The 25,623-nt window shown below is 67.6% G+C and carries 24 protein-coding genes and 1 riboswitch; of the genes, 12 read left to right on the top strand and 12 right to left on the bottom strand.

The window, feature by feature from the left end; genetic code table 11:
* Positions 1-25 precede the first annotated feature (25 nt).
* The 3 genes from EPAKOI_RS20550 to EPAKOI_RS20540 all read right to left on the bottom strand — a co-directional run bounded on the left by EPAKOI_RS20550 (position 26) and on the right by EPAKOI_RS20540 (position 3,561).
* On the bottom strand, positions 26-1,363 hold the full coding sequence (locus tag EPAKOI_RS20550; RefSeq protein WP_423194485.1) for an EAL domain-containing protein: 1,338 nt from the start codon (positions 1,361-1,363) through the stop codon (positions 26-28).
* A 403-nt stretch (positions 1,364-1,766) separates the two neighbouring features.
* Positions 1,767-3,080 carry a hemolysin family protein gene (locus EPAKOI_RS20545; protein WP_124686455.1) on the bottom strand — a complete coding sequence of 438 codons (1,314 nt, stop codon included), beginning with the start codon at positions 3,078-3,080 and terminating at the stop codon, positions 1,767-1,769.
* An 88-nt stretch (positions 3,081-3,168) separates the two neighbouring features.
* Entirely contained in the window at positions 3,169-3,561 is a 393-nt protein-coding gene (locus tag EPAKOI_RS20540) for a HigA family addiction module antitoxin (protein ID WP_423194484.1), read from the bottom strand.
* Between the two features lie 173 nt (positions 3,562-3,734).
* Between EPAKOI_RS20540 and EPAKOI_RS20535 the strand changes: the two genes are divergently transcribed.
* The 3 genes from EPAKOI_RS20535 to EPAKOI_RS20525 all read left to right on the top strand — a co-directional run bounded on the left by EPAKOI_RS20535 (position 3,735) and on the right by EPAKOI_RS20525 (position 6,381).
* Positions 3,735-4,622, top strand: coding sequence for a helix-turn-helix domain-containing protein (locus EPAKOI_RS20535; protein WP_423194483.1), 888 nt, complete (start codon positions 3,735-3,737; stop codon positions 4,620-4,622).
* A 70-nt stretch (positions 4,623-4,692) separates the two neighbouring features.
* Positions 4,693-4,852, top strand: a riboswitch (FMN riboswitch).
* Between the two features lie 125 nt (positions 4,853-4,977).
* Positions 4,978-5,664 carry a 3,4-dihydroxy-2-butanone-4-phosphate synthase gene (gene ribB, locus EPAKOI_RS20530; RefSeq protein ID WP_124686457.1) on the top strand — a complete coding sequence of 229 codons (687 nt, stop codon included), beginning with the start codon at positions 4,978-4,980 and terminating at the stop codon, positions 5,662-5,664.
* A 147-nt stretch (positions 5,665-5,811) separates the two neighbouring features.
* The gene (locus EPAKOI_RS20525) at positions 5,812-6,381 is read left to right on the top strand and encodes a surface-adhesin E family protein (protein WP_313836070.1); all 570 of its coding nucleotides are present in this window, start codon (positions 5,812-5,814) and stop codon (positions 6,379-6,381) included.
* Positions 6,382-6,426: 45 nt separating this feature from the next.
* Here EPAKOI_RS20525 and EPAKOI_RS20520 read toward each other — a convergent pair whose 3' ends face one another.
* Positions 6,427-6,828, bottom strand: a complete 402-nt coding sequence (locus EPAKOI_RS20520) for an RT0821/Lpp0805 family surface protein (protein WP_124686459.1) — start codon at positions 6,826-6,828, stop codon at positions 6,427-6,429.
* Positions 6,829-7,390: 562 nt separating this feature from the next.
* Between EPAKOI_RS20520 and EPAKOI_RS20515 the strand changes: the two genes are divergently transcribed.
* Both EPAKOI_RS20515 and mdoH read left to right on the top strand, forming a co-directional pair.
* Entirely contained in the window at positions 7,391-8,905 is a 1,515-nt protein-coding gene (locus EPAKOI_RS20515) for a glucan biosynthesis protein G (protein WP_124686460.1), read from the top strand.
* Positions 8,878-11,484, top strand: a complete 2,607-nt coding sequence (gene mdoH / locus EPAKOI_RS20510; protein ID WP_423194482.1) for a glucans biosynthesis glucosyltransferase MdoH — start codon at positions 8,878-8,880, stop codon at positions 11,482-11,484. Before EPAKOI_RS20515 ends, mdoH begins: the two co-directional genes overlap by 28 nt.
* A 96-nt stretch (positions 11,485-11,580) precedes the next feature.
* Here the strand turns inward: mdoH and EPAKOI_RS20505 are convergent, their stop codons facing one another.
* Positions 11,581-12,162 carry a hypothetical protein gene (locus EPAKOI_RS20505; protein WP_124686462.1) on the bottom strand — a complete coding sequence of 194 codons (582 nt, stop codon included), beginning with the start codon at positions 12,160-12,162 and terminating at the stop codon, positions 11,581-11,583.
* Between the two features lie 261 nt (positions 12,163-12,423).
* Between EPAKOI_RS20505 and EPAKOI_RS20500 the strand changes: the two genes are divergently transcribed.
* Positions 12,424-13,638 (top strand): Bcr/CflA family multidrug efflux MFS transporter, encoded by a 1,215-nt coding sequence (locus EPAKOI_RS20500; protein WP_313836079.1) that lies wholly within the window; start codon positions 12,424-12,426, stop codon positions 13,636-13,638.
* Between the two features lie 9 nt (positions 13,639-13,647).
* On the opposite strand, the gene EPAKOI_RS20495 is transcribed toward EPAKOI_RS20500, so the two are convergent.
* Positions 13,648-14,508 carry a mechanosensitive ion channel family protein gene (locus EPAKOI_RS20495; RefSeq protein WP_423194481.1) on the bottom strand — a complete coding sequence of 287 codons (861 nt, stop codon included), beginning with the start codon at positions 14,506-14,508 and terminating at the stop codon, positions 13,648-13,650.
* Between EPAKOI_RS20495 and EPAKOI_RS20490 the strand changes: the two genes are divergently transcribed.
* Entirely contained in the window at positions 14,507-14,719 is a 213-nt protein-coding gene (locus EPAKOI_RS20490) for a hypothetical protein (RefSeq protein WP_124686465.1), read from the top strand. The two genes, EPAKOI_RS20495 and EPAKOI_RS20490, sit on opposite strands and share 2 nt — an antisense overlap.
* Positions 14,720-14,733: 14 nt before the next feature.
* Here the strand turns inward: EPAKOI_RS20490 and EPAKOI_RS20485 are convergent, their stop codons facing one another.
* Positions 14,734-15,936, bottom strand: coding sequence for an ammonium transporter (locus tag EPAKOI_RS20485; protein ID WP_423194480.1), 1,203 nt, complete (start codon positions 15,934-15,936; stop codon positions 14,734-14,736).
* A 552-nt stretch (positions 15,937-16,488) separates the two neighbouring features.
* On the opposite strand from EPAKOI_RS20485, the gene EPAKOI_RS20480 reads away from it, so the two are divergent.
* The 3 genes from EPAKOI_RS20480 to EPAKOI_RS20470 all read left to right on the top strand — a co-directional run bounded on the left by EPAKOI_RS20480 (position 16,489) and on the right by EPAKOI_RS20470 (position 17,911).
* Positions 16,489-16,770 carry an HU family DNA-binding protein gene (locus EPAKOI_RS20480; protein WP_008651272.1) on the top strand — a complete coding sequence of 94 codons (282 nt, stop codon included), beginning with the start codon at positions 16,489-16,491 and terminating at the stop codon, positions 16,768-16,770.
* A 179-nt stretch (positions 16,771-16,949) separates the two neighbouring features.
* The gene (locus tag EPAKOI_RS20475; RefSeq protein ID WP_124686467.1) at positions 16,950-17,438 is read left to right on the top strand and encodes an acyl-CoA thioesterase; all 489 of its coding nucleotides are present in this window, start codon (positions 16,950-16,952) and stop codon (positions 17,436-17,438) included.
* Complete coding sequence (locus tag EPAKOI_RS20470; RefSeq protein ID WP_313836087.1) at positions 17,435-17,911, top strand: CreA family protein; 477 nt, start codon at positions 17,435-17,437, stop codon at positions 17,909-17,911. Before EPAKOI_RS20475 ends, EPAKOI_RS20470 begins: the two co-directional genes overlap by 4 nt.
* A 21-nt stretch (positions 17,912-17,932) precedes the next feature.
* On the opposite strand, the gene EPAKOI_RS20465 is transcribed toward EPAKOI_RS20470, so the two are convergent.
* The 3 genes from EPAKOI_RS20465 to EPAKOI_RS20455 all read right to left on the bottom strand — a co-directional run bounded on the left by EPAKOI_RS20465 (position 17,933) and on the right by EPAKOI_RS20455 (position 21,591).
* A complete protein-coding gene (locus EPAKOI_RS20465) occupies positions 17,933-19,705 on the bottom strand; it encodes a class I adenylate-forming enzyme family protein (RefSeq protein ID WP_423194479.1) in 1,773 nt (590 codons plus the stop codon).
* Between the two features lie 24 nt (positions 19,706-19,729).
* On the bottom strand, positions 19,730-20,494 hold the full coding sequence (locus tag EPAKOI_RS20460) for an SDR family oxidoreductase (RefSeq protein ID WP_423194478.1): 765 nt from the start codon (positions 20,492-20,494) through the stop codon (positions 19,730-19,732).
* A gap of 191 nt (positions 20,495-20,685) precedes the next feature.
* Complete coding sequence (locus tag EPAKOI_RS20455; RefSeq protein WP_423194477.1) at positions 20,686-21,591, bottom strand: arylamine N-acetyltransferase family protein; 906 nt, start codon at positions 21,589-21,591, stop codon at positions 20,686-20,688.
* A gap of 189 nt (positions 21,592-21,780) precedes the next feature.
* On the opposite strand from EPAKOI_RS20455, the gene EPAKOI_RS20450 reads away from it, so the two are divergent.
* Positions 21,781-22,278: a DUF962 domain-containing protein gene (locus EPAKOI_RS20450; RefSeq protein ID WP_124686472.1), complete on the top strand. Its 498-nt coding sequence runs from the start codon at positions 21,781-21,783 to the stop codon at positions 22,276-22,278.
* 272 nt (positions 22,279-22,550) lie between these two features.
* Positions 22,551-23,012 carry an HU family DNA-binding protein gene (locus EPAKOI_RS20445; protein ID WP_124686473.1) on the top strand — a complete coding sequence of 154 codons (462 nt, stop codon included), beginning with the start codon at positions 22,551-22,553 and terminating at the stop codon, positions 23,010-23,012.
* 108 nt (positions 23,013-23,120) lie between these two features.
* On the opposite strand, the gene EPAKOI_RS20440 is transcribed toward EPAKOI_RS20445, so the two are convergent.
* Both EPAKOI_RS20440 and kdgD read right to left on the bottom strand, forming a co-directional pair.
* Positions 23,121-24,113: an isopenicillin N synthase family dioxygenase gene (locus EPAKOI_RS20440; protein ID WP_423194476.1), complete on the bottom strand. Its 993-nt coding sequence runs from the start codon at positions 24,111-24,113 to the stop codon at positions 23,121-23,123.
* Positions 24,114-24,427: 314 nt separating this feature from the next.
* The gene (kdgD, locus tag EPAKOI_RS20435; protein WP_124686475.1) at positions 24,428-25,342 is read right to left on the bottom strand and encodes a 5-dehydro-4-deoxyglucarate dehydratase; all 915 of its coding nucleotides are present in this window, start codon (positions 25,340-25,342) and stop codon (positions 24,428-24,430) included.
* Positions 25,343-25,623: the final 281 nt, after the last annotated feature.

Here is a 25,623-nt window from a genome sequence, read left to right as displayed (position 1 = left end):
TGGCCGGTGTTGAACCCCGGCCGCGTCACCGTTTGAGCAACTGGCGCGCCCGTGCCGCGATGGCCGGGTGGGTCTGCTGGAGCCAGGCTGCAGGGAAGGGCTGGGCCAGCAGGAAACCCTGCACGGTGTCGCAGCCCCAGGCGCGCACCACGTCGAGTTGCGCGGCGGTCTCCACGCCCTTGGCGCAGACGGCTACGCCGCGGGCCTTGGCGTATTCGCACGCGCGCTGCAGATTGGCGGCCATGCCGGCCGGCTGGGCGGCGTGGCCGAGGTGACGGGCGTCCAGCGTGACCATGTCCGGCTGGACGCGGGCCAGCGCGGCGTGGCTGGCGGGCGAATCGGTAAAGTCGGCCAGCGCGATGCCCACGCCGCCGTCGCGCAGGCGCGCGGCCTTGTCGGTGGCCTCCGCGCTGTCGGGCACGATGTCGACCGGCACTTCCACGCAAAGCTGGCCGGGCGCCACGTCCAGCGACGCGATGGCGCGGCGCAGCATGGCAATCGTGTCGTCGGCCTGCATCTGCGAACTGGTGGCCAGCAGCGTGAATTGCAGCGGCCCCAGCGCGCTGGCGTCGCGCAGCAGCGGCAGCACGTGCTGGAGCGTCCAGCCACCGATGGCGTTCATCATCCCGAGCGCTTCGGCGGCGGGCAGGAAGTCTTGCGGCGCCACGCGGCCCAGCACCGGATGCTGCCAGCGCAGCCGGACCGTATAGGCCGTGATCGTGCCGGTGCCCAGGCAGGCGCGCGGCTGAAGTTGCAGGCTTAGTTCGCCACGGTCGATGGCGCTGGGCAGGGCGGCCAGCAGCGTTGCCATGCGCGGCGCCGGGGGCCGGCTGGCCGAGCCGATGCCGGCGCCGCCGCGCCGGTTGACCTGCAGCATCGCGTCGAACGCCTGTTGCAGCAGCCGCTCCGTCCCGGTGTCGGGCTGGTCGACGGCGCTGCCGATGCTGCTGGACAGGAACAGTTCGAACTTGTCGACGAGGAACGGCCGGGCAAGCGCCTGGGAAATGGCCTCGCTGAGCGTGCGGGCGTCGTCGGACCCTTCTGACAGCACGCAGGCCACGCCCAGATCGGCCGGCCCCAGCCATTGCACGGCCACCGGCATCGACGCCACCGAGGTGGCGCGCCGCTTGACCTCGGCGCGCAACAGTTGCGCGCGGGCCGGGCCGATGGTGTCGCAGGCGTGCGAGAAGCGGTCGAGCCGGATGACGAGCACGGCCAGCAGGTGGGCCGGGCTGAAGTGCGCGCGGTGTTCTTCCAGGGCGGCCAGAAACGCCACCGGCTGGAGCGCGGCGGAAGGCGCGTCGGCAGGCGACCCACTGCCACCGACGCCCGGAGGTGGCGTGCCGTTGGTGTCAGGATCCATCAATTACCCGTGCTGGCAGCAAATTCATGTGCAATGGCCGCCCGCGATACCCGGACTGCATTCCCGTTCATACGTATGCCGACGCGCTCTGCTGGCGCGATTCGGCTGTTGCGACGCTGCTACGTAGTACTACGTAGCCTTGGTGCGTATAGGTCAGATCATACGGCAGCCTGCGCAGAATTCGTCAAACGACTATGCCTGCGTGGCGTCCTCGTCGCTCGCTTTTTGATGGCAAACAACGGTGGTGCAGGTCGGCCCGCCAACGTCTTGACCTTGGCACCGAATCAGCGATAAACGCGCCAGGTTTTGCCGTCCGCCCGGCCAATAGAAAACGGGCGCCTGGGGCGCCCGTTCCTGGGGTCCTGCCGGGTCCAGCCGGTTGCCCGGCCAGCGTGCCGGGGGGTCAGCCCGTGGTCTCGGCCTCCGGGCCGTCATCCGGCGGCACGCGCGACGCCAGCACCTTGTCGATCCGCTTGCCGTCCATGTCGATGATCTCGAACTTCCAGTCGGCCCACTGCACGGTGTCGGCCGTCTGCGGCAGCCGGCCCAGCAACAGCAGCAGCATGCCGGACAGCGTGTGGTAGCGCTCCTTGTCTTCCTCGGGCACGGCGCGCAGGCCGGTGCGGTCCTTCAGTTCGGGGATCGGGATCAGGCCGTCGAGCAGCCACGAGCCGTCGTCGCGCTGGACGGCCCACTCCTCGCCAGCCGTCTCGGTCTTGAACTCGCCCGTGATGGCCTCGATCAGGTCCTGCAGCGTCACCAGGCCCAGCACTTCGCCGTATTCGTCGATGACAAAGGCGATCTGGCCGCCCGAGGCCCGGAAGTTCTCCAGCAGTTCCATGCCGGTCACGCTTTCCGGCACGAACACGGCCGCCTGCAGCACGGCCGTCAGGTCGGCCTTCTCGCCACGCAGCCGGCGCGCCAGCAACTGGCGGGCGCTGACCACGCCCAGGATGTCGTGCATGCCGCCGCGCACGACCGGGAACCGCGAGTGATCGGATTCCTCGATGCGGCGCAGGTTCTCTTCCTCGGTCAGTTCGACGTCCAGGTAGGCCACGTCGCCGCGCGGCACCATCAGCGAGGCAAGCTGGCGGTCGTCCAGCCGGAACACGTTGCGGACCATGGTGTGCTCGTGGCGCTCGATCACGCCGGCCTCGGAGCCTTCCACCAGCAGCGCGTGGATTTCTTCCTCGGTCACGGCGGGGCCGCGGTCGGACTTCACGCCCAGCAGGCGCAGCACCAGTTGCGTGGAACCGGACAGCAGCTTGACGAAGGGCTTGGACGCGGTGGCCAGGATGGAGATCGGGCGCGCCACCAGGCGGGCGATGGTTTCCGGCGCCAGTTGCCCCAGCCGCTTGGGCACCAGCTCGCCGAGCACGATCGAGAAATAGGTCAGGCCGGCCACGACGATGGCGGTGGCCATGTAGCCGGCCGTCGTCGCCGAAATGCCAAAGCCCTGGAGCCAGACGGCCAGCGGTGACGCCAGCGTCGATTCGCCGACCACACCGTTCAGCACGCCGATCGACGTGATGCCGATCTGTACCGTGGACAGGAAGCGCGTCGGGTCTTCCCCGAGTTTTACCGCTTCCATGGCGCCGCGGTCGCCCGCCTCGATCTGGCGCTGGAGCCGGGCCTTGCGGGCCGTGACCAGCGCGATTTCGGACATGGCGAACAGGCCGTTCAACAGGATCAGCGCCAGCAGTATGGCTATTTCCATCAGGGTGCGCGCCCTGTGCGCGCGGGAATTGAAAAATCAGAGCATACCATCCGCATGTGACGCCGCCTGCCATGTGGTGACGTTGGCATCACCTGTTGCGGGGTGCACGATCCGTGCCGGCGTCTGCGTTTTGCCCGGGCCGGGGCTGCACGTCCCGCGCGATGGCCGGCCCGGCCGCGTCCCGGGCGGCGTGCAGCGCATAGGCGGCTTCCAGCTCCATCCAGTACTCGGCCGACGTGCCAAAATAGCGCGCCAGCCGGATTGCGGTCTCGGGCGACATCGCGCGCTTTTGCCACAGGATGCCTTCGATGCGTGTCACCGGTACACGCAGGGCCAGCGCCAGCGCGCTGGTGGACAGGGCGGCGGGCACCATGAACTCGTACAGCAGGACGTCGCCGGGGGGCGGGGGCGGGTCGGCCATGGCGCGCGGCGCCGTCTCTTGTGGAACGTGGCTGGATGGATCGGGCAGGTTTTCGGTCATGGCTGGCACTGGCTCGCTGATGGGTTGGGAATGACCCCAGCTTAGGCGTGGCGGACTGAGTCGGAAATGCGACGATTCTGAAACTGGCGCCATGGCGCAGCGATGGTCGGGAATGGCGGTCATTACCTGTGAGGTAGTCGTGGCGGCGCGGCCGCTGTGCTGTAATGCACCGCATGGACACCCTGACGCCCGGCTCCGAAGCCGCCATCGACTTTCCCGGACTCCTGCGCTACTGGCGCGCCAGGCGTGGCTATAGCCAGCTGGCGCTGTCGCTGGCGGCGGGGGTCTCCCAGCGCCATATCAGCTTCCTGGAATCGGGGCGGGCGCGGCCGAGCCGCGAGATGGTGCTGGCGCTGGCCGAGCGGCTGGGCGTGCCGCTGCGGCAGCGCAACCGGCTGCTGCTGGCCAGCGGCTATGCGCCCGCTTACAGCGAAAACACGCTGGCGGCGCCCGCGATGCAGATGGTGCGGCAGGCCATCTCGCTGATCCTGGCCAAGCAGGAACCGTATCCGGCCGTGGTGCTGGACCGCTTCTGGCACCTCGTCGACGCGAACGAAGCCTACCGGCGCATGCTGGCCCAACTGCTCGGCAGCCCCGAGCCGGCGGCGGGGGGCGAGGAGGGCGCGCGGCTCAATCTGATGCTGGCCGTGTTCGACCCGGACGGGCTCTGGCCGATGATCGAGAACGCCCGGCAGGTGGGCCATTACCTGCTGCGGCGCGTCTGGCAGGAACTGCAGGTGCAGGCGCACGACCAGACCGCGCGGGATATCCTGGGCCGCATCGCCGCCTGGCATCCGGACATGGTCGACGCCGGCGGCCTGGTGATCGGCGACGACGATCCGGCCGAAGGTCCGCTGCCGCCGGTGCTGCCCGTGGTGGTGCGCTCGGGCGATTTCCGGGCCTCGCTGTTCTCCACGTTGACCACGCTCGGCAACCCGCAGGACATCACGCTCCAGGAGCTGCGGATCGAGTGTTTCTATCCGGCCGACGATGCGACCCGGCAGTTGTTCGAGGCGCTGGCAGCCGGTCCGGCCGACGCGGAAACCCCTTCGGCGTCGTAGTTCCGCCAGAAAAGCACAGTCGTGCTACCATCGCCCGGCCGTCGCGGCCCCCAATGCCGCGGCGGCATCGTTACGTCTTCAGGGCGGGGTGAAAGTCCCCACCGGCGGTATGCGGCCACTGTGCAGAACAGGGTGCCGCGAGCCCGCGAGCGCCCGCACATCGTGCGGGGTCAGCAGACCTGGTGAGAAGCCAGGGCCGACGGTCATAGTCCGGATGAAAGAAGATGGGCGGCAACCGCGTGGCAGGCCCACGCGCGAGGCGGCGCTGGCCGTTCGCGCGGGCGCCAGCATGGCGCGGGGCCGCCAATCGTTCCCCTGAAACGCCCATGGAAACTTGATTCGGAGCGTTTCACTCATGCTGACCCTCAACCCTAGCCATACCCCCGAACCGGCCGCAGGCGAGCTTGCCGTGGCCGATGCCGACCCGCGTCCGCTTGCCGTGCGCATCGCCCAGGCGCTGGACGCCATGCGCGACGGGCGCCCCGTCGTGCTGCTGGACGACGACGACCGCGAGAACGAGGCCGACCTGATCCTGGCCGCCGAGCGGCTCACGCAGGCCAACATGGCGATGATGATCCGCGAATGCAGCGGCATCGTCTGCCTGTGCCTGACCGCCGACAAGGTGCGCCAACTGGGCCTGCGCCCGATGGTCGAGCACAACCGCAGCCAGTACGGCACCGCGTTTACGGTGTCGATCGAGGCGCGCGAGGGCGTGACCACCGGCGTCAGCGCCGCCGACCGCATCACGACGATCCGCGCCGCCATCGCCGACGATGCCGGCACCGACGCCGTGGTCAGCCCGGGGCACGTGTTCCCGCTGGTGGCCGTCGATGGGGGTGTGCTGGCTCGCCGCGGGCATACCGAGGGCTCGGTGGAGCTGGCGCGCATGGCCGGATTGTCGCCGGCGGCGGTGCTGTGCGAGCTGATGAATCCCGATGGCACGATGGCGCGCCGGCCCGAGGCGCTGGCCTTCGCTGAGATGTACCAGTTGCCGGTGCTGACGATTGCCGACCTCGTCGCGTGGCGCGAGTCGCAGGGCTGATCCTGCGCAACGTCTGCGTGATTAAGCGCGCCTTGAGGCCATGCGGTACGGCCCGGGCGCGCTTTTTCACGTGTGCCGGGCTGTCGCGATGGCTGCGGGCTGTGCGAGAATGCGCGGGCTCTTCCCGTCCTTACGAGGGTTCTCCCGATGTTTTTCCGCATGCTCGCACGCACGGCCCTGTTCGCCGGCGCGTGTCTCAGTCTCGCGGCGCACGCCGAATCCAACGGTGCGCCGCCCTTCAATAACGCCAGCGTCCGTCCGGCCGCAGCCAGCGCGCTGTACCAGTGCCAGGGGCCAAATGGCGGCACCGTGTTCCGCGCGACGCCGCGCGAAGGTTGCACGCTCGTGGCATCGCCCGATCCCGGCGCGCCGGACCCGCAGCGCTGGTTGCCGCTAATGGGGCCGAACGGGGTGATTTCCTATCTGGACCAGTCGTCGATTCGCCGGCGCGGCAGCGAGGTGGGCGTGGCACTGGTCCACAACGCGCCGCCGGGCGTGATCAAGACGACCAGCGGGGAGATGATCCGCTCGTCGCTGAAGCGGATGGTGCTGAACTGCGCAACGTCGATGTACGCGGTGGTCGAGCAGACGCTCTATGCCAAGCGCTACGCGCGCGGCGAGTCGCTCTATACGATCCGCGGCCCGCAGGCCGGGATGCCGCAACCGGCGGCGTCGGGCACGCTGGCGGGCGATCTCGTGTCCCGCCTGTGCCACTGAGCGCGGCAGGCCGCTGACCGGCGGCCAGCGGCGCATCGCCCGGCCTTACTCGGCCACGTGGGCGGCCTTCCAGGTGCCGTTCGGCTGCTTGCAGAACCAGCCCGACCACGCCTCGGTGGCGCTGCCGCGCTTCAGTTCCGACTTGAGACGGCGGCAGGTGCGGCCTGCGTCGGTCTTCGTGGCGACCGGCTCGATCGTGCCGTCGACGGCCTGGCGCCGGTTCTCGGCCGGGTAGTGCCAGGTCACGGTCTTGTTGTCTTCCGTATCGTTCAGCGCCGTGCGCACCGATTTCTGCAGCGACGCCGCTTCCTTCTTGGTCAGCGTGCCGACGATGCTGCCGGACAGGTACGTCTCGAAATAGGCGAACGCGGGCTGCATCGTGCCCATCAGCAGTGCGCAGCCAAGGCCGGCCGCTACCGCCATGCGGGTTTGTCGCGAAGTGCGCATGTCAGATCCTCTCGGGTGGGAAATGTCGAACACGGGAGCGATTGTAAGCGCGCGGTGTGCGTTCCGGTGCATCGGAGTGCATCTGCGGACGGGGCGGCCCGGCGCGCGTTCCAACCGGGCTGGCCCTCGACGTTCACCATCGTCTCGCTGGTCCGCCGGCATGATCTATTCTTGTCTTCAGCCGTACAGGGCACACGGGGAGCGGCTTTCAGCCCACTGGCGAGACATTTTGTTGCAAACGTTGCGGCGCCGAAACGTGACTTTTAAGTCTCGAATTGTTAAGGTTTCGCATCGCATTGCAACAATCCTGACTAACGTCCGGCGCCGACGCGCCGAAGCGCCGGGGTCGCTACCCGGTCGCCGCGTCTGATGCACCGCGCGCTGGTCCGTCTTTTGCTGTATTCACCCGTTGAAGTTTCCTGACGAATCCCGCGGCGGCTGCCTCGTCCGGCCGCCTGCATCCCCAATAACCCTTCTCACGGCCTTCATGACCGCACATCCGACGTCGTTCCGCCCGCTCCCATGCCCGACCGCCGCGCCCCCGCGTCGCTTATCCGGCAGGATGTCCGGGCTGGGACGATGGATCGGCGGCGGCATGCTGGCCGTGCTGGCGCTGACGGCCCACGCGTTCGATTTCGAGACCGTGGCCGCCCGCGCGCGGCAACTGTCGGCGTCGCCGTACAAGCCGCCCAAGGCGCAGGAACTGCCGCGCGAGCTGAAGGAACTGACGTACGAACGCTACCGCGAGATCGAATACAAGCCCGAGCGCTTTGCCTGGCGCGGCGCGCGGCTGCCGTTCGAGATCTCGTTCTTCCACGAGGGCATGGTGTTCGACCAGCCGGTGAAGATCAACGAGGTGGTCAACAACAGCGTGCGCGAGTTCCGCTTCGATCCCGCCGCGTTCAACTACGGCTCGCACCGCGTGGATCCGGCCAAGCTCAAGGGGCTGGGATTTGCCGGCTTCCGGCTGATGTACCCGCTGAATCAGGGCAAGCGCAAGGACGAACTGGCGTCGTTCCTGGGCGCCAGCTACTTCCGCGCGGTGGGCAAGGACCAGTGGTACGGCCTGTCCGCGCGCGGCCTGGCCGTGGACACGGCGTTGAACTCGGGCGAGGAATTCCCGCGCTTCACCGAATTCTGGATCGAGCGCCCGGCCGCCAACGACAAGCAGCTGACGATCTACGCGCTGATGGATTCGCGCCGCATGAGCGGCGCCTACCGCTTCGTCATCAAGCCCGGCAACGAGACGGTGATGGAAGTGAAGTCGCGTCTGTTCCTGCGCGAGCACGTGACCAAGCTGGGCCTGGCGCCGCTGACCAGCATGTACCTGTTCGGCGAGAACCAGCCGTCGGGCAGCCCGGACTTCCGCCCCGAGATTCACGATTCCGACGGCCTGTCGGTCCAGCTTGGCACCGGCGAATGGATCTGGCGCCCGCTGGTCAATCCCAAGCGGCTGCTGGTCACGTCGTTCGCGGCAACCAACCCGCAGGGCTTTGGCCTGATGCAGCGCGACCGCAGCTTCGACAACTACCAGGAAATCGGTAGCTGGTACGAGCGCCGGCCGAGCGGCTGGGTGGAGCCCAAGGGCAACTGGGGCTCGGGCCGCGTGGAACTGGTGCAGATTCCCACGCCGGACGAGACCAACGACAACGTGGTGGCGTACTGGGTGCCGGACAGCCCGCCCAAGCCCAGGCAGGCGTTCGACTACGAGTACCGGCTGAAATGGCAGAAGGACGGCGAGAACCTGCCGCCGCTGTCGTGGATCACGCAGACGCGCCGCGGCCAGGGCCTGACGCGCAAGCCCGACGACACCAGCTTCTCGCTGGTAGTGGATTTCGAAGGGCCGGTGTTCAAGAAGCTGCCCGAGGAGGCGCGCCTGGACCCGGTGGTATCGGCAGACGCCAACGGCGAGCTGCTCAAGACGACGGTCCAGCGCAACGAGGCCACCGGTGGCTGGCGCATGACGATGTTCATGCGGCGCAAGGACGAGAACAAGCCGGTTGAGTTGCGCGGCTATCTTCGCAACGGCAATACAACCCTATCCGAGACATGGAGCTACATCTTACCCCCAGGCTGAAGCAGCGCCCGGCCCAGGCGGCGGCAGCATGCCAGCGCTATGTCGATCGCCTGCCGGCTTCGCCCGAACTGCGTAGCGAACTGCTGGCCGATACGCCGAAGCCGCTGATGTCCAGCGTGCCCGCCGACGGTATCGAGGTGCCATCGGCCATGATCGAATTGCAGGCGCGCCTGGCTGGCCGCGACCCGAAGGACAAGGAAGCCACCGATTTGAATGCCGTCAACGCCCCGGGCGGGGCAACCTACGCATCGGTGGGTCGTCGCTTCGCGATGGCCTATGGCAATCCGCAGGTGGACGGCGAGCCGTTGCTGAAGCGGCACGAGGACGGCACGGTGCGCGTGCATACGGGGCCGGAACCCGAGCGTGCGTCGATGGTGCCGCGCCAGTGGCCGCCGCACATCATCTGGGGCGGCATCCGCAACGCCTGGCGCCGCATGCTGGGCCGCCCGCCCGTGCCCGAGACGTGGGACACCGTGCACGACGGCCCCGACGCCGAGGGCAAGTGGCACCCGGCCGGCTCGCACCGCCGCTGGTTCCTGCTGTTCCTGGTGGTCGTGCAGACCATCATGGCCACCTATTTCATGGCCAAGGTGCTGCCGTACCATGGCGCCGATCCGCTGGAAGTGGCCATCCTGTCGCTGTTCGCGATCCTGTTCTCGTGGGTGTCGGCCGGCTTCTGGACGGCCATGATGGGCTTCCTGGTCCTGTTCAAGGGCGGCGACAAGCACCTGATCTCGAGCAGCGCGGCCAGCGACGCGCCGATCGATCCGTCGGCGCGCACCGCGATCATCATGCCGATCTGCAATGAGGACGTGACGCGCGTCTTCGCCGGGCTGCGCGCCACGTACGAATCGCTGGAGCGCGCGGGCGAACTGCAGCATTTCGACTTCTTCGTGCTGTCGGACAGCGGCAACCCCGACCTGCGCACGGCCGAGCACGACGCCTGGATCGAACTGTGCCGGGCCGTGGGGGGCTTCGGCCGCATCTTCTACCGCTGGCGCCGCCACCGCGTGAAGCGCAAGACCGGCAACGTGGCCGACTTCTGCCGCCGCTGGGGCAGCAAGTACCGCTACATGATCGTGCTGGACGCCGACAGCGTGATGAGCGGCGACTGCCTGGCCACGCTGACGCGGCTGATGGAAGCCAACCCGGGCGCCGGCATCATCCAGACCGCGCCGCTGGCCGTGGGGCGCGACACGCTCTACGCCCGCGTGCAGCAGTTTTCCACGCGCGTGTACGGGCCGCTGTTCACGGCAGGGCTGCACTACTGGCAGCTTGGCGAGTCGCACTACTGGGGCCACAACGCCATCATCCGCATCAAGCCGTTCATGGAGCATTGCGGGCTGGCGCCGCTGCCGGGCAAGGGGCCGCTGTCGGGCGAAATCCTGTCGCACGATTTTGTCGAGGCCGCGATGATGCGCCGGGCGGGATGGGGCGTGTGGATTGCCTATGACCTGCCGGGCTCGTTCGAGGAACTGCCGCCGAACCTGCTGGACGAGGTGAAGCGCGACCGCCGCTGGTGCCAGGGCAACCTGATGAACTTCCGGCTGTGGATGAAGCAGGGCTTCCACGCGGTGCATCGCGCGGTGTTCCTGACCGGCATCATGGCCTACGTGTCGGCGCCGCTCTGGTTCCTGTTCCTGCTGCTGTCCACGGCCGCGCTGGCCAAGCACGCGCTGGTGCCGCCCGAGTACTTCACCAAGCCGTACCAGTTGTTCCCGACCTGGCCCGAATGGCATCCGGAGAAGGCGCTGGCGCTGTTCTCGGCCACGGCCACGCTGCTGTTCCTGCCCAAGCTGGCCAGCGTGATCCTGCTGCTCAAGGACGCCAGGCAGTATGGCGGCGTGGTGCGGCTGTTCCTCAGCATGCTGATCGAGATGACGCTGTCGGCGCTGCTGGCGCCCACGCGCATGCTGTTCCATACCAAGTTCGTGCTGGCGGCCTACAGCGGCTGGGGCATCTCGTGGAAATCGCCGCCGCGCGAGGACGCCGAGACCACCTGGGGCGAGGCGTTTGCCCGCCACGGCTGGCACACGGTGCTGGGGCTGGTGTGGGGCGCGGGCGTGTATTGGCTGAGCCCGGGCTTCATCTGGTGGCTGCTGCCGATCGTCGGCTCGCTGGCGTTGTCGATCCCGCTGTCGGTGATGCTGTCGCGCGTGTCGCTGGGCCGCGCCGCGCGGCGCGCCGGCCTGTTCATGATCCCCGAGGAAACCATGGTGCCGCGCGAGATCGTCGAGACCCAGCAGCACGTGGAAAGCGCACCGGAGACGCCACGCTTTGTCGACGCGGTGGTGGACCCGGTGACCAACGCGCTGATGTGCGCCACCGGCACGGCCCGCACGGTCATGCCCGAGCCGGCGCGGCTGCAGCACGCCTCGCTGGTGCAGCACGCGCTGACCCACGGCCCGGGCTCGCTGTCGCCGGCGCAGAAGCACATCCTGCTGGGCGACCCGCTGGCGCTGTCCAAGCTGCACGAGCTGGTCTGGGGCTCGCCGCTGGCGGACGCGGCCTGGAAGGAAACCCGTGTGCTGATGCGCCGCGCGCCCAACGTGTTGCCGCTGCGGCCACGGACGGCTTGAAGCGGTTGGCGGGATGAGAAACGGCAGGCCTTGGGCCTGCCGTTTTTTTGTCTTCGTTCTAGGGCGCACGTGGCGGTCATCGCCCCGTTTTAAACGCTACCGCAGGGCCGAGACGCAGATCGGGGCGTTGATGTACACGTCGCCCACGCGGCGTTCGCCGCGGTCGTTGCGGGTCATGTAGCGGAACATCATGCTGACGCCGATCTTGGTCAGGATTTCCACGTCGCGGTTGGCGCAGATGTTGCGCTGGAGCGGCGCGGCGTAGTTCACCTCGAAGCTGGCGAGGTCGAGCATCGGGCCGCGGTAGTTCGTCAGTTCGAGCTGGAAGAGGACATGCTTGCCGGGGATGGACTGGCAGCGGCGCAGGCGCGTCTCGCCGTCGATCTCGATGGGCAGGGCGTCGTTCAACTGGCGGCAGGCGCGCGCCAGTACGCTGTCCGGACGGTTGGTGCTGCGCAGCAGTTCGGGCACGCCGGCCCCGCCGGTGTTCTGGCCGGTGGCGGCGCCCTTGAGCATGCGTGACAGGGCATCGGCTTCGTCGACCGCCACGGGCGCGGAGGACGGTGCCGAAGCCATGGCGGACGGCCTGCCGGGCGCGGCTCCTGCGGGCAGCGGCGGCAAGGCTGCCAGTGCAGCCAGGCTCAGCGAAACAATAAACGGCGTTTGTCGTATGGTCATGCAGGATAACGTTGCCGGGGACGGGTCCCGTGATCCGTCTCCCGCGATGCGTCTGACTGCGTGGTCGGCAATACATCTGTCCCGACAGGCAGGCATTGTACCCTCCACCTTGGTGCACGTGAAAGCCGCGCCACCCGCAATGCCGCACCCGGCGCCGGTCTGCGGCGGATTTTCCACGCTACTTCCGGCGACTTGACGCGCGCGCCGCCACGCGCTTGCGCGCTATGCAACAATTGCGCCTTGGCCAACCGGAACCCCTTCATGACGTCCTCCGCCAGCGCGCAAGCCAATGCGCGCTTTCCGCTGTGGCTGCTGATCTGCGCATCGCTGACCGCCATCGCCCCGCTGTCCATCGACATGTACCTGCCCAGCTTTCCGGCGCTGGCGGCCGATCTCCATACCGATATCGGGCGCGTGCAGCTCACGCTGGGCACGTTCCTGGTGGGCCTGGCGATCGGGCAGGCGTTCTACGGCCCGGTGAGCGACCGGTACGGCCGCAAGGCGCCGCTCTATGCGGGCCTGACGATCTATGGCGTGGCGGCCGCGGGCTGCGCGCTGGCGTCGACGGTGGAGTCGCTGATGTTCTGGCGCTTCCTGCAGGCGCTGGGCGGGTGCACCGGGCTGGTGGTGTCGCGCGCGGTGATCCGCGACCGGCTGGAGGCGCGCGAGTCCGCGCGGGCGTTCTCTTCGCTGATGCTGGTGATGGGGCTGGCGCCGATCCTGGCGCCGCTGATCGGCGGCGCGGTGCTGGCCGCCACGGGCTGGCGCGCGATCTTCTGGATCCACTGCGGCGCGGCCGTGTTGCTGCTGTGGCTGATCCACGCGCGCATGGAGGAATCGCTGGACCCGCAGCGCCGCCGCACGCTCCATCCGGGTACCGTGCTGCGCGGCTACTGGGAACTGCTGCGCGACCGCGAGTTCCTGGGCTATTCGCTGGCAGCGGGTTGCGTGCAGGGCGGCATGTTCGCCTACATCGCGGGCTCGCCGTTCGTGCTGATCGAACTGCATGGCATCGATCCCTCCCACTACGGCTTTGTGTTCGGTGCCAACGCCTTTGGCCTGATCGCGATGTCGCAGGTCAACGCGCGGCTGGTGCGCGCCCGGGCGCTGGACGACGTGCTGCGCGTGGCGCTGCTGGCGCCCTGCGTGGCCGGGCTGACGCTGGCGGCGGCCACGCTGCTGGGCGTGGCCACGCTACCGGTGCTGCTGTGCTGCTTTTTCGTGTTCCTGGCCGGGCTGGGCTGCATCACGCCCAACGCGTCGGCGCTGGCGCTGGCGCATCAGAGCCATCGCGCCGGCACGGCGTCTGCGCTGATGGGCACGCTCCAGTTCGGCTTTGGCACGCTGGCCGGCGCCGCCGTCAGCGTCTGGCACGACGGCACGGCGCTGCCGCTGGCCGTGGTGATGGCGATCTGCGGCAGCGGCGCCGTGCTGCTGCGGCTGTACGGCCACGCGGGCATGCGCCAGCCGGGCTGACGGCCCGCGTCACGCGGCCTGGTTGGCCGGCTGGGCCAGCGGCATGGCCGGCGCGTTCTGCATGACCACCATCTGCGCCGGCATGGGCGCGGCAAAACCGGCGGCGCCGAAGCTGTCGCGGATCGTGCGGTTGGTGTCGAAGTAGACCTGCCAGTAGTGGTCGTTGTGGCAGTACGGGCGGACGGCCAGCACCGGGCCCACCAGCGTGAATTCCAGGATCTCGACGTCGACGGGCGGGTCGGCCAGCACGTTCGGGATCGCGGCCACCTTTTCCTTGAGCAGCGCCACGGCGGCGGCCGCATCGGTGGTGCCGGCCAGCTGGGCCTTCAGCTCCACGCGCCGGAACGGGTTCGCGGTGAAGTTCTGGATGGTGTCGCCAAAGATCTTGTTGTTGCCGATGACGGTCAGCACGTTGTCCGGCGTGTCGAGCGTGGTGGCAAACAGGCCGATCTCGCGCACGGTGCCGGTCACGCCGCCCACGGTCACGAAATCGCCCACCTTGAACGGCCGCAGCACCACCAGGAAGGCTCCGGCCGCAAAGTTGGCCATCAGCCCGGACCACGCCATGCCGATGGCGACGCCGGCCGCGGCAATCAGCGCGGCGAACGTGGTGGTCTGGATGCCGAAATAGCCGAGGATGCCGATGACCAGCACCACGTTCAGCGTGACGGTGACAATCGAGCCGACGTAGCGCAGCAGCGTCGGGTCCACGCTCTGCTTGGCCAGTGACCCCTGCACCATGCGCACCACGAAGTGGATCAGCCATCGGCCGACCACCCAGAAGGCCAACGCGGCCAGGACCTTCACGCCGAAAATGGTGGCGTAGCCGTAAATGACGTCGCGGATGCTTTCGAGCGAGGTGGTATCCATGGACACACTCCTTGGTGATCGGGGCAGGAAAAACCAGGGACAGCAATATGGCGCGCGCTGTCGGTCAAGTCAGCACCACCTGCCGGTGTCGGCGAACGGCAAAAAGCCAAGGGCATTATTGGGCGCGCCACTTCGAAAGTTCAAGACAATCTTTTTTGGGCGCCAAGTAAAAAAGGCCGGAGATTTTCCGGCCTTTCTTGCGGGTAAATGACGGGAATGTGTCGATTACCAGTTCGTCTCGCGTTCCGGCGTGGCGGAAATACGATGCAGCGTCAGATCGGCGCCGTTGAACTCTTCTTCAGCATCCAGCCGGATGCCCACCAGCTTCTTGAGCGCGCCGTAGACCACGGTGCCGCCGATCAGCGCCACCACGATGCCCAGCAGCGTGCCGGCCACCTGCGCCCCCAGCGATACGCCGCCCATGCCGCCCAGCATCCGCGTGCCGAAGATGCCCGCGGCAATGCCACCCCAGGCGCCGCACAGGCCGTGCAGCGGCCAGACGCCCAGCACGTCGTCGATGTGCCACTTGTTCTGTGCCAGCGTAAACAGATGGACGAACAGCAGGCCCGCCACCGCGCCGGTCACCAGCGCGCCGAGCGGATGCATGATGTCCGAGCCGGCGCAGACCGCCACCAGGCCGGCCAGCGGGCCGTTGTACGAGAAGCCCGGATCGTTGCGCCCGGCCGCCCACGCGGCCAGCGTGCCGCCGACCATCGCCATCAGGGAGTTGATCGCCACGAGGCCGCTGATCTTGTCGATGGTCTGGGCGCTCATCACGTTGAAGCCGAACCAGCCCACCGCCAGCACCCAGGCGCCCAGCGCCAGGAACGGAATGTTCGACGGCGGATGGGCGCTGATGCGGCCGTCCTTCTGATAGCGGCCACGCCGGGCGCCCAGCAGCAGCACGGCGGGCAGCGCAATCCAGCCGCCCACGGCGTGCACGACCACCGAGCCGGCAAAGTCGTGGAACGGCGCGCCGGCCACGGCGGTGAGCCAGTCCTGCACGCCCAGCCGGTTGTTCCAGACGATGCCCTCGAAGAACGGGTAGACGAAACCCACCAGCACGAACGTGGCAATCAGTTGCGGATTGAAACGCGACCGCTCGGCAATACCGCCCGAGATAATCGCCGGGATGGCCGCGGCAAAGGTGGCGAGAAAGAAGAATTTCACGAGTTCGTGGCCATTCTTTTCGGCCAGCGTCTCGGCGCCGGAGAAAAACTGGACCCCGTAGGCGATCGTATAACCGATGAAAAAATAGGCCAGCGTGGAAACGGCGAAATCCACGAGGATTTTCACCAGCGCATTGACCTGGTTTTTCTTGCGGACGGTGCCCAGTTCCAGGAAAGCGAAGCCTGCATGCATCGCCAGCACCATGATCGCGCCCAGCAGGATGAACAAGGCATCCGTGCCTGTCTTCAGGTTGTCCATCGTTACCCCATGCTCAAAATGGGAGCACGAGTAAGCAATTAACGTTCCAGTTCAGGGCGCAGAACGGGGAATCCCGCGCCAAATCAGGGCGCGACGCACCGGCGCGGCGTTTAGCTGCCAGCCAGCCAAAATGGGCTGGCGCACGCTAACGGGGCGGCATGCGCCATATCGACGCACTGGATAGGGAGCGCAGGTTCCGAATTGGTGCATCGACGGGTTTTGCACCCGGATCGGGCATGAATAAGTGGGCGTGATTCGTGTCGGGATAATGCAGGAAAATTGCCGCAGCCGTCGCTTTGGGCGCAATATTCTGTCCGGTCCGCAAAGTGCGCCGTCCGATACGTCCTGTTCCGGAAAAGTGACGTGCCGATTCGTGAAACAGAGGGGTAAAACGCCCGCTAAGTCTTGTCGCAGAACGATTTGCGGCAGTTTCCGTTGCATCGGTGCCACTGGGGATTGCTCAAGCCGTAAAGGGCAGATTAGACTGCGCCGATCGGACTTTTGCCGACTGGCATAAGTCCGGTGACGACGACCAAACAAGGGAAATCAGCCATGAATAAAGGTGAACTGGTATCGGCCATCGCCGCGGAAGCAGAACTCAGCAATGCCGCCGCCGAGCGCGCGCTGAACGCCGCGCTGGACAGTATCAAGAAGGCAGTGGCCAAGGGTGACTCCGTCACGCTGGTGGGTTTTGGCAGCTTCAGCTCGGGCAAGCGCGCAGCCCGTACCGGTCGCAACCCGCGCACCGGCGAAACGATCAAGATCCCGGCCGCCAAGACGGTAAAGTTCTCCGCCGGCCAAGGCTTCAAGGACGCCGTGAACAAGAAGAAGTAAGCGCATCTCGTTCCTGAGAAGCACAGAAAGCGGCCTGCGCGGCCGCTTTTCTATTTGTTGGCCACCATTTTCCCCGCCTTTCTCGTCGCACCGCCGAAATCGCCGCGCCCGGGTATGCCATTGCCCGGCCCACCGGGTTACACTGCCCGCGCCTCAGGCTCGATTCTGGATTTTTTGCGATGAATGATCTGTCCCACCAGCTGTCCATGACCGTGCTGATGACGCCGGACATGGCCAATTTCTCCGGCAATGTCCACGGCGGCACCATCCTCAAGTACCTCGACATGGTGGCGTACGCCTGCGCCAGCCGCTATGCCGGCCGGTATGTCGTCACGCTGTCGGTGGACCAGGTGGTCTTCCGCCAGCCCATCCACGTGGGCGAACTCGTGACGTTCCTGGCGGCCGTGAACTTCACCGGCCGCAGTTCGATGGAAATCGGCATCAAGGTGGTGACCGAGAACATCCGCAGCAAGGTGGTGCGCCATACCAATAGCTGCTATTTCACGATGGTGGCGGTGGACGACAACGGCACGCCGGCCGAGGTGCCGCCGCTGCAGCCGCGCGACGAGGTGGAGCGCCAGCGCTTCGAGGCCGCCCGCCAGCGCCGCGCGCTGCGCCAGGAAATGGAGCGCCGCCACGACGAGATCAAGGGGGCGACGGCCGAATGACGTCCACTGCATCGCGATTCGCGCTGGCCCTGGGCCTGGCCGCGCTGGCCACGGCCGCCGCAGCCGAGGAAATCGGCAGCGTATCGACCCATTTCCGCGTCACGGGGTCCGACAAGGTCGTCATCGAAGCCTACGACGACCCGGCCGTGGACGGCGTGACGTGCTACGTGTCGCGGGCGCGCACCGGCGGCATCAAGGGCTCGCTCGGCATGGCCGAGGACCCGGCCGAGGCGTCGATTGCCTGCCGCCAGGTGGGTCCGATCGCGTTCAAGGGGCCGGTGAAGCAGCAGGAGGACGTGTTCTCCGAGCGCATGTCGGTGCTCTTCAAGACGCTGCACGTGGTGCGTGCCGTGGATCGCAAGCGCAACACGCTGGTCTACCTGACCTACTCGGACCGGATCGTCAGCGGCAGCCCCCAGAACGCCGTGACCGCCGTGCCGGTGCCAGCCGCCACGCCCATCCCGGTCAAGTAGGCGCCGGCGTCTGCCGGCCCCTCAGGCCGCCTCGAACAGCTTGCGCAGGTTCGACTTCAGGATCTTGCCGTTCGGATTGCGCGGCAGCATGTCCTGCATGACGATGATCCGCACGGGCACCTTGAACGCGGCAAGCTGCTGGCGCACGAAGTCCTGCAGCTCGGCCTCGGTGGCCGTGGCGCCGGGCTTCAGGCTGACCACCGCGCCGGGCTCCTCGCCCAGCGTGCGGTGCGCGATGCCGACCACGGCCGCGTCCATGACGGCCGGGTGCGCGTACAGCGCGCTTTCCACCTCGATGCAATAGATGTTCTCGCCGCCGCGGATCAGCATGTCCTTCATGCGGTCGACGATGTAGAGAAAGCCTTCCGCGTCCAGCCGCGCCACGTCGCCCGTGTGCAGCCAGCCGTCGACGAACGTCCTGGCCGTGGCCTCCGGCTTGTTCCAGTAGCTGTGCACGACGTTGGCGCCGCGCACCATCAGCTCGCCAATCTCGCCCGGCGGCAGCGCGTTGCCAAAGCCATCGTCGATCTTCATCTCGCCGATGGGCAGGGCCGGGCCGCTGCTGTCGGGCCGGTGGATGTATTCCTCCGCGCTGTGGCTTGTGAACGTGGCCGACGTCTCGGTCATGCCCCAGCCAATGCCGGGCGCCGCGTGCGGGAACGTCTCGTGGATGCGGCGGACCAGTTCCGGCGATGCGGGCGCGCCGCCGTAATGCATGTTTTCCAGCGACGACAGGTCGAATTCGGCCCGCTGTGGATGCTCGATGATCTGCCACGCGATGGTCGGCACGCCGCCGGCCGACGTGCAGCGTTCGCGTTCGATCAGCGCCATGGCGCGCAGCGTGTCCCAGCGGTACTGCAGCACGATCTTGCCGCCGTTGGCCAGCGCGCCGTTCAGCACGGACATGCAGCCGGTGACGTGGAAGAACGGCACGGCCAGCAGCGCGGCCTTCTGCGGCGCGTCGGGGTTGGGCTCCGGCACCGGCTCGCCGCGCCGCAGCAGGTTGCGCAGCGGGCTGAACTGGGCGCAGACCGCCACCGTGCAGGCGTTGCGATGGGTGCCGACGGCGCCCTTGGGCTTGCCCGTGGTGCCGGACGTGTAGAAGATCGTCGCGTCGTCCTCGGGGTCCAGCGGCACCTGCGGCAGCGATTGCGACGGCAGCGCGGGCCAGTCCGGCGACGCGCCGATCACGCTGGACAGCGCCACGATGCGCGGGTCGTCGAACGTGGCGCCGTCCGGTGCGCGCGACACGTACACGCGCGCCAGCGCCGGGCAGTCGCGCAGGTGCGGCAGGATGCGGTCCAGCCGCTCATGGTCGACGATGGCGACGCGGCTGCCCGAATCGGTCAGCCCGTATTCCAGCTCCGGGCCGGTCCACCACGCATTGAGCGGGGTGACGATGGCGCCGGCCAGCAGCCCCGCGTAGAACGCCACGGGCCATTCGGGCAGGTTGCGCATTGCCACGGCCACGCGGTCGCCCTTGCGCACGCCGTCGCGCACCAACTGGTGCGCCAGTTCGGTGGCGGCCAGCGCGAACGCGCGGTAGCTCACGCGCTCGTCCTCGTAGACGACGAAGGTGCGCTCGCCCCACGCCGCGGCCACCAGGAACAGGTCGCGCAGCGTGGGCGGCGCGTTCTTCCAGACCGTGGTGGGAATGCCGCGGATCACGCGCGTCTCGGTCTCGAACGGCGCGCCGGGGGCGGTCAGCCGGGCGTGCGCGTCGGCCAGGGACATGGCCGGCCACTGCGGGCCGGCCGGCGAGGGTTGCTGCGGTTGCTGCGGTTGCTGGGACATGCAGGGCCTCCCGCGCAGGTTGGACTAGATCGTGACGCCGCCGTCCACCACCATGGCCTGGCCGGTCATGAACGTGCTGGCCGCCGACGCCAGGAAGCACGCCGCGCCGGCAATCTCCACCGGCTCGCCGATGCGGCGCAGCGGCGCGTTCTCGGTGGACTGCTTGTAGCGCACCGGGTCGTCCCACAGCGCCTTGGCAAAGTCGGTCTTGATCAGCCCAGGGGCGATGCAGTTCACGCGCACGTTGTGCGGCCCGAACTCCACGGCCAGGTTGCGCGCCAGCTGGAAATCGGCGGCCTTGGAGACGTTGTAGACGCCAATCGTGGGCGACCCGCGCAGGCCGCCGATCGACGACACGATGATGATCGAACCCTCCTTGCGCTCGATCATCTGCGGCGCCACCATCTGGATCAGCCAGTGGTTCGAGATCACGTTGTTGTCCAGCACCTTGCGGAACTGCTCGTCCGACACGCCGCTCATCGGCCCGTAGTAGGGGTTGGACGCGGCGTTGCAGACCAGCACGTCCACCTTGCCGAAGGCGCGGTTGGCCTCGTCCACCAGGTGCTGGAGCGCCTCTTTCGACGAGATATTGGCCGCCACGGCCAGCGCGGTGCCGGCGCCGTGCTGCGCGTTGATGGCATCGGCCACTTCCTGGCACGCCTCGATCTTGCGCGACGAGATGACGACCTTGGCGCCCTGGACGGCCATTTGCTCGGCGATGGCGCGGCCGATACCGCGCGAGGATCCGGTGATGACGGCAACCTTGCCCGACAGATCGAACAACGACATGGGATGTCTCCTGAAAGGATGGCCGGCGGTACGTGCCGCCGGCCGGAATCGTGGATGGGCCGGGACATTATGGGCAGCCGCACCCCCTCAGTCCACAGCCGGGCCGGCCCGCCGGGGCCGGTATCAGCAAACTTTCTGCCGGCAATTCACGCGATGCATGGCGCGTGCCGCAGCGCGGAATCGGGCGGGCGTCAGGGTGCCGCCAGCACCGCCGGCAGCCGGGCGGCCAGCGCGGCACGCAACGCGTCGTCCAGGTGGATGCCGAAGCGGCCGGCCAGCACGTCGATGGTCTCGTCGGCACTGGCCAGCACCGTGCGGCGCACCGCGCCGCCGGGCGGGCGCTCGGTCAGCGTGGCGTTGCCAAGGGCCAGCCGCGTACCGTCCGCCTCCGTGCGGGCGGCGATCAGCGTGCGCGTGAAGTGGCTGTCCGGATGCGTCGACACGAACCAGTTGCGCGCCACGTAGTCGATCCGGGGCTGCGGGGTCAGGTCGAAGCGGTACAGCACGCGCCACGTGTCTGCATCGTCAGCGTCTCCGGCGTCCGGATCGCGCACCGCAAGGTCGTAGCAATGAAAGCCGGTGCCAGCGGCATCGGCCGGGGGCGGGCGCAGCCGGTACGGCGACGCAACGCCTGCCGCGGGCGGGATTGGCAGCGACAGCGGCAGCGCGCGATCTGGCGTGGGCCCGCCAAAGCCGACGTCCGCCACGTAGCTCTCGTGCGCCACCTCCACGCGCAGCAGCATGTGCGAGAGCCCGGTCGGCCGTTCGTCGGGCACGTTCCAGCGCACGCGCGCCGCCAGCGGCACGGCCGTGTAGCCCAGCGACTTCAGCCCGGCGCAGAACAGCGTGTTCAGTTCGAAACAGTAGCCGCCGCGGCCCTGGCGCACGAGCTTGTCGAACACGGCGGGCGGCTCGATGTCGACGCGCCAGCCCACCAGCGGCGTCAGGTTCTCGAATGGCAGGTGCGCCAGGTGGGCGGCGATCAGTGCGTCCAGCGTGGCCAGCGTCGGCGGCGGCACGGCGTGGATGCCGATGCGCCGCAGCCAGGCATCGCGCTGGTCGGCGGAGAGGGCGGGTATTTCGTCGATGGCACGCATGGCGGCTTTGGGTAGATTTAGTGGGGCGGCTCGAATGGCGGGGAAGTCCTCTTCCCGAGCGCGCGGTGTCTCACTAATATAAATCCACATCAAAACCGGGTCGGCGGCGTGGTTTCGCGGCATCGCGGCATCGCGCGGCGGCCCTGGGAAAACAGGCCGGAACACCGGCCATCCACCGGAGACGTCCCCGTGAAAACCCTGATCGATCATCTTGCCCAGTACGCCGCGTACCACCGCGATGCGCGCAACGTATTCACCCATTTCATCGGTATCCCGATGATCGTGCTGGCGGTTACCGCGCTGCTCGGGCGGCCGGTCATGCCGCTGGGCGACGGCGCGCTGTTCGTGACGCCGGCCATCGTCGTGTACGTGCTGGCGTGCCTGTTCTACCTGCGGCTGTCGTTCGGCTTTGGCGTGGCGATGGCCGCGATCCTGGCCGTGTTCGTCTGGGCCGGGGCCTGCATTGCCGCGTTTTCCACGCCGGCCTGGCTGGCCACGGGCATCGGCCTGTTCGTGGCCGGATGGGTCATCCAGTTCGTCGGCCACTACTTCGAAGGACGCAAGCCGGCCTTTGTCGACGACATCATGGGCCTGCTCGTGGGCCCGCTTTTCCTGGTGGCGGAGACCGCTTTCGCGCTGGGCCTGGCGCGTGGCACGCGCGATGCGGTGGCCGCGCACGCGCACTGAACACGCCCGTTCCGGACGCGTGCGGTGCGGGGGCGAAGCGCGAAAGTGGGGGGGGCGTGGCGCTTCGCAGCGTTGGTGCTGACGCAAACCAGCGACAAAACCCGGGGTTTTCACTTGGTTTGACCTGCCGCATGTGAGAAAACCCCTTTACTTCTGGCGGTTTCCGCTATGATTCAGTGCGTGCCGGCCAGCACGAATCGCCATGCAGCGATGCTTGCAGCGTGCGGGCGAATCGGCCGGGACTTCAATCTTCAACTCTCGTACATCCAGATATGGCGACCAAAGCGAAACCGACCGCGAAGACTGCAACCAAGCCTGCTGCCAAGAAGGCCGCAGCAACCAAGGCACCCGTGAAGGCTGCCGCTAAGAAGGCCGCCGCTCCGGCCAAGAAGGCTGCGCCGGCTGCCACGCCGACCATGAAGCCGCTGAAGGACACCTTCAACAAGTCGAGCCTGGTCGCTCACCTGGTAGCGCAAACCCAGCTCGAAGCCAAGGCCGTGAAGTCGGTGCTGGCCCATCTCGAAAACACCATCGTCAGCGCGCTGAACAAGAAGGGCGCCGGCGAATTCACGCTGCCGGGCCTGCTGAAGGTGACCGCCCAGCAAGTGCCGGCCAAGAAGAAGCGCTTCGGCAAGGACCCGTTCACCGGTGAAGAGCGTTGGTTCCCGGCCAAGCCGGCCAGCGTCAAGGTCAAGGTCCGTCCGCTGAAGAAGCTGAAGGACGCCGCGGCCTGATAGCCCGATCCCTTTGGAAGTCGCCTGCCCGATACCGGCCCGCCGGTACCGGGTGGCTTGAAACCCCACGTTCGCGAGAGCGTGGGGTTTTTTGTTGGGCCGGGTGGCTCAGTACGCCTTGAAGTTGGCCGCCACGCGCTGGCGCAGGAAATCGCCGGCCGTGATGGGCGGACACCGCTTCGCCGGCCCCTCGATCCGCGCGTCGCGGTTGGCTTGGCAGAAGAACGCGAGGCTGTAGCGCGGCCCCATGTACTCGCCCGGGGCTGGGTTGCGCACGCGGTGGAAGTTCGACGGTAGCTGGTCGTCGCTCCAGCGCATCAGCATGTCGCCGATGTTGCAGGTGATCACGTCCTCGTCGGGCGGGATCGGCGTCCACGCCTGCGCGTCCATCTCCTTGCCCGGACACACCTGCAGGCCGCCCTGGCCCTGGCGCTGGAACAGCAGCGTCAGGCAGTCGAAATCGGTATGGGCGCCCGCGCGCCACAGGTCGAGCTTGTCCTGGGCTTCGGCCGGGATCGCGTAGTAATGCAGCAGCCGCAGCGTGCTCTGGTAGTCGGGCGCGGCCGGGTCGTGGGCGCGCGTGAAGAATTCGCTGTCGAAGCCGAGCCGGTCGGCAAAGCAGGACAGCACCTTCATGCCGACGTGCCAACACTGCCGCTCGAAGGCCAGCATCGTCGCCCGAAAGCCGGCCAGTTCATCCTCAGACGGCCACAGCGCCGCCATGTGCGGGCGCGTGATCTGGTACGACTCCTTCTGGTCCGGCGTGCCCGTGGACGGCCGCACCTGCGCGCGCGATTCCCAGCCAGTGTTGTTGGCCTTCTGCAGCGGATACCTGGCCTTGACGGGCTCCGGCAGCGCGAAGAAGCGCTCGGTCATCGCAAACGCCTCGCGCACGGCGGCCAGGTCGATGCCGTGGTTGTCGAGCTGGAAGAAGCCGATGTCGGTGGCCGCCTGCCAGAGCTGGTCGGCGATCACCGCCTTGCGGCGCGCGAAGTCGGACAGGTCGATGCGCCGGATCTCGCGCGCGTCGGTCTCGTGGCCGTGCGCGCCCATGCGCGCTTCGCGGTCCAGTTCGTGGAGGGGGAGGGTGGTGTCGATCATGTCGTTCCGGGGTTCAGGAAAGGTGAACGGGCCGGCCGACGGCGGAGGCAGGGCCCGGCAGGGCTCTCGATCTCCGGCGCTCGGCGCGGACAATCAAGAGCAATTTCCTGCCGCCCGGCCAGGGAGGGGGCGGTTGAACGCTTCTACTCTTCGGTGCGGGGTACAGCAGGTTTCGGGCCAGCCCGGACACGCTCGCACGTATCGTCAAAGCGCCAGAATGGCGCACGCGCGCCCGCTGGCGGGGCAGGGCGCGCAGCGGCGGGGCAAGAAAAAGCCGACCCGAAGGTCGGCTTTTGGCGGTAGCGCAGTCCGGCTTATTGCGAACCGAGCTTCTTGATCAGGACGTCCAGCTTGCCCATTTCTTCCTCGGTCAGGTCGGTCAGCGGCGCGCGCACGGGGCCGGCATCGTGGCCCACCAGCTTGGCGCCGGCCTTGACGATCGACACGGCGTAGCCATGCTTGCGGTTGCGGATGTCCAGGTACGGCAGGAAGAAGTCGTCGATCAGGCGGCCGATCGTGGCTTCGTCGTTGGCGGCCACGGCACGGTAGAACTCCATCGCGGTCTTCGGGATGAAGTTGAACACGGCCGACGAGTACACCGGCACGCCCAGCGCCTTGTAGGCGGCGGCGTAGACTTCGGCGGTGGGCAGGCCGCCCAGGTAGGCCAGGCGGTCGCCGAGCTTGCGGCGCACGCGCACCATGGCCTCGATGTCACCCACGCCGTCCTTGAAGCCGATCAGGTTCGGGCACTTGTCGACAACCTTGGCCAGCAGCTCGGCGCCGATGCGCGAGTTGGCACGGTTGTAGACGATCACGCCGCACTTGGTGGCCTTGCAGACCTCTTCGATGTGGTTGGCGATGCCGTCTTCGCTGGCTTCGGTCAGGTAATGCGGCATCAGCAGGATGCCGTGGGCGCCCAGGCGCTCGGCTTCCTTGGCATATTCGATGGCCACGCGGGTCGGGCCGCCGGCGCCGGCCAGGATGGGCACCTTGCCACGGCAGGTTTCCACCGCGGTGCGGATCACGTTCGAATAGTCCTGCTGCGTCAGCGAGAAGAATTCACCGGTGCCGCCAGCGGCGAACAGGGCCGAGGCGCCGTACGGGGCCAGCCATTCCAGGCGGGCGGCGTAGGTGTCGGCGCGGAAGTTGCCTTGCGCGTCAAAGTCGGTGATGGGAAACGAGAGCAGGCCTTCCGAGATAATCTGCTTCAGTTCTTGCGGTGTAGTCATGTCGCTCTTCCTGGTCGCCACATGGCGAATGGTGGGTTGGGTGTGGAACAAGGCCGGTGCCTGTACTCGTTCCATCGTTGTGATGTTTCGAGATAAGTCATCGTACAACTAACCCTGGGGTCGTGCAAGCGGTACGGCGCCAACCAAGGGAAAACCCCGGTACCTGGCAGACATTCGGGTGGCGTTTCGGGTGTCTGGGTAGGGACGAACAGGGCGATGACGGCGTGCATCAAATCCCCGCAAACCCGCAAGCTGATTGAAAGGTCGGCACTTCAGCCGAT

The organism is Cupriavidus sp. H18C2, assembly GCF_049393795.1.
GTDB classification, from domain to species: Bacteria; Pseudomonadota; Gammaproteobacteria; order Burkholderiales; family Burkholderiaceae; genus Cupriavidus; species Cupriavidus pauculus_C.
This window is presented reverse-complemented; position numbering and strand designations above follow the sequence as displayed.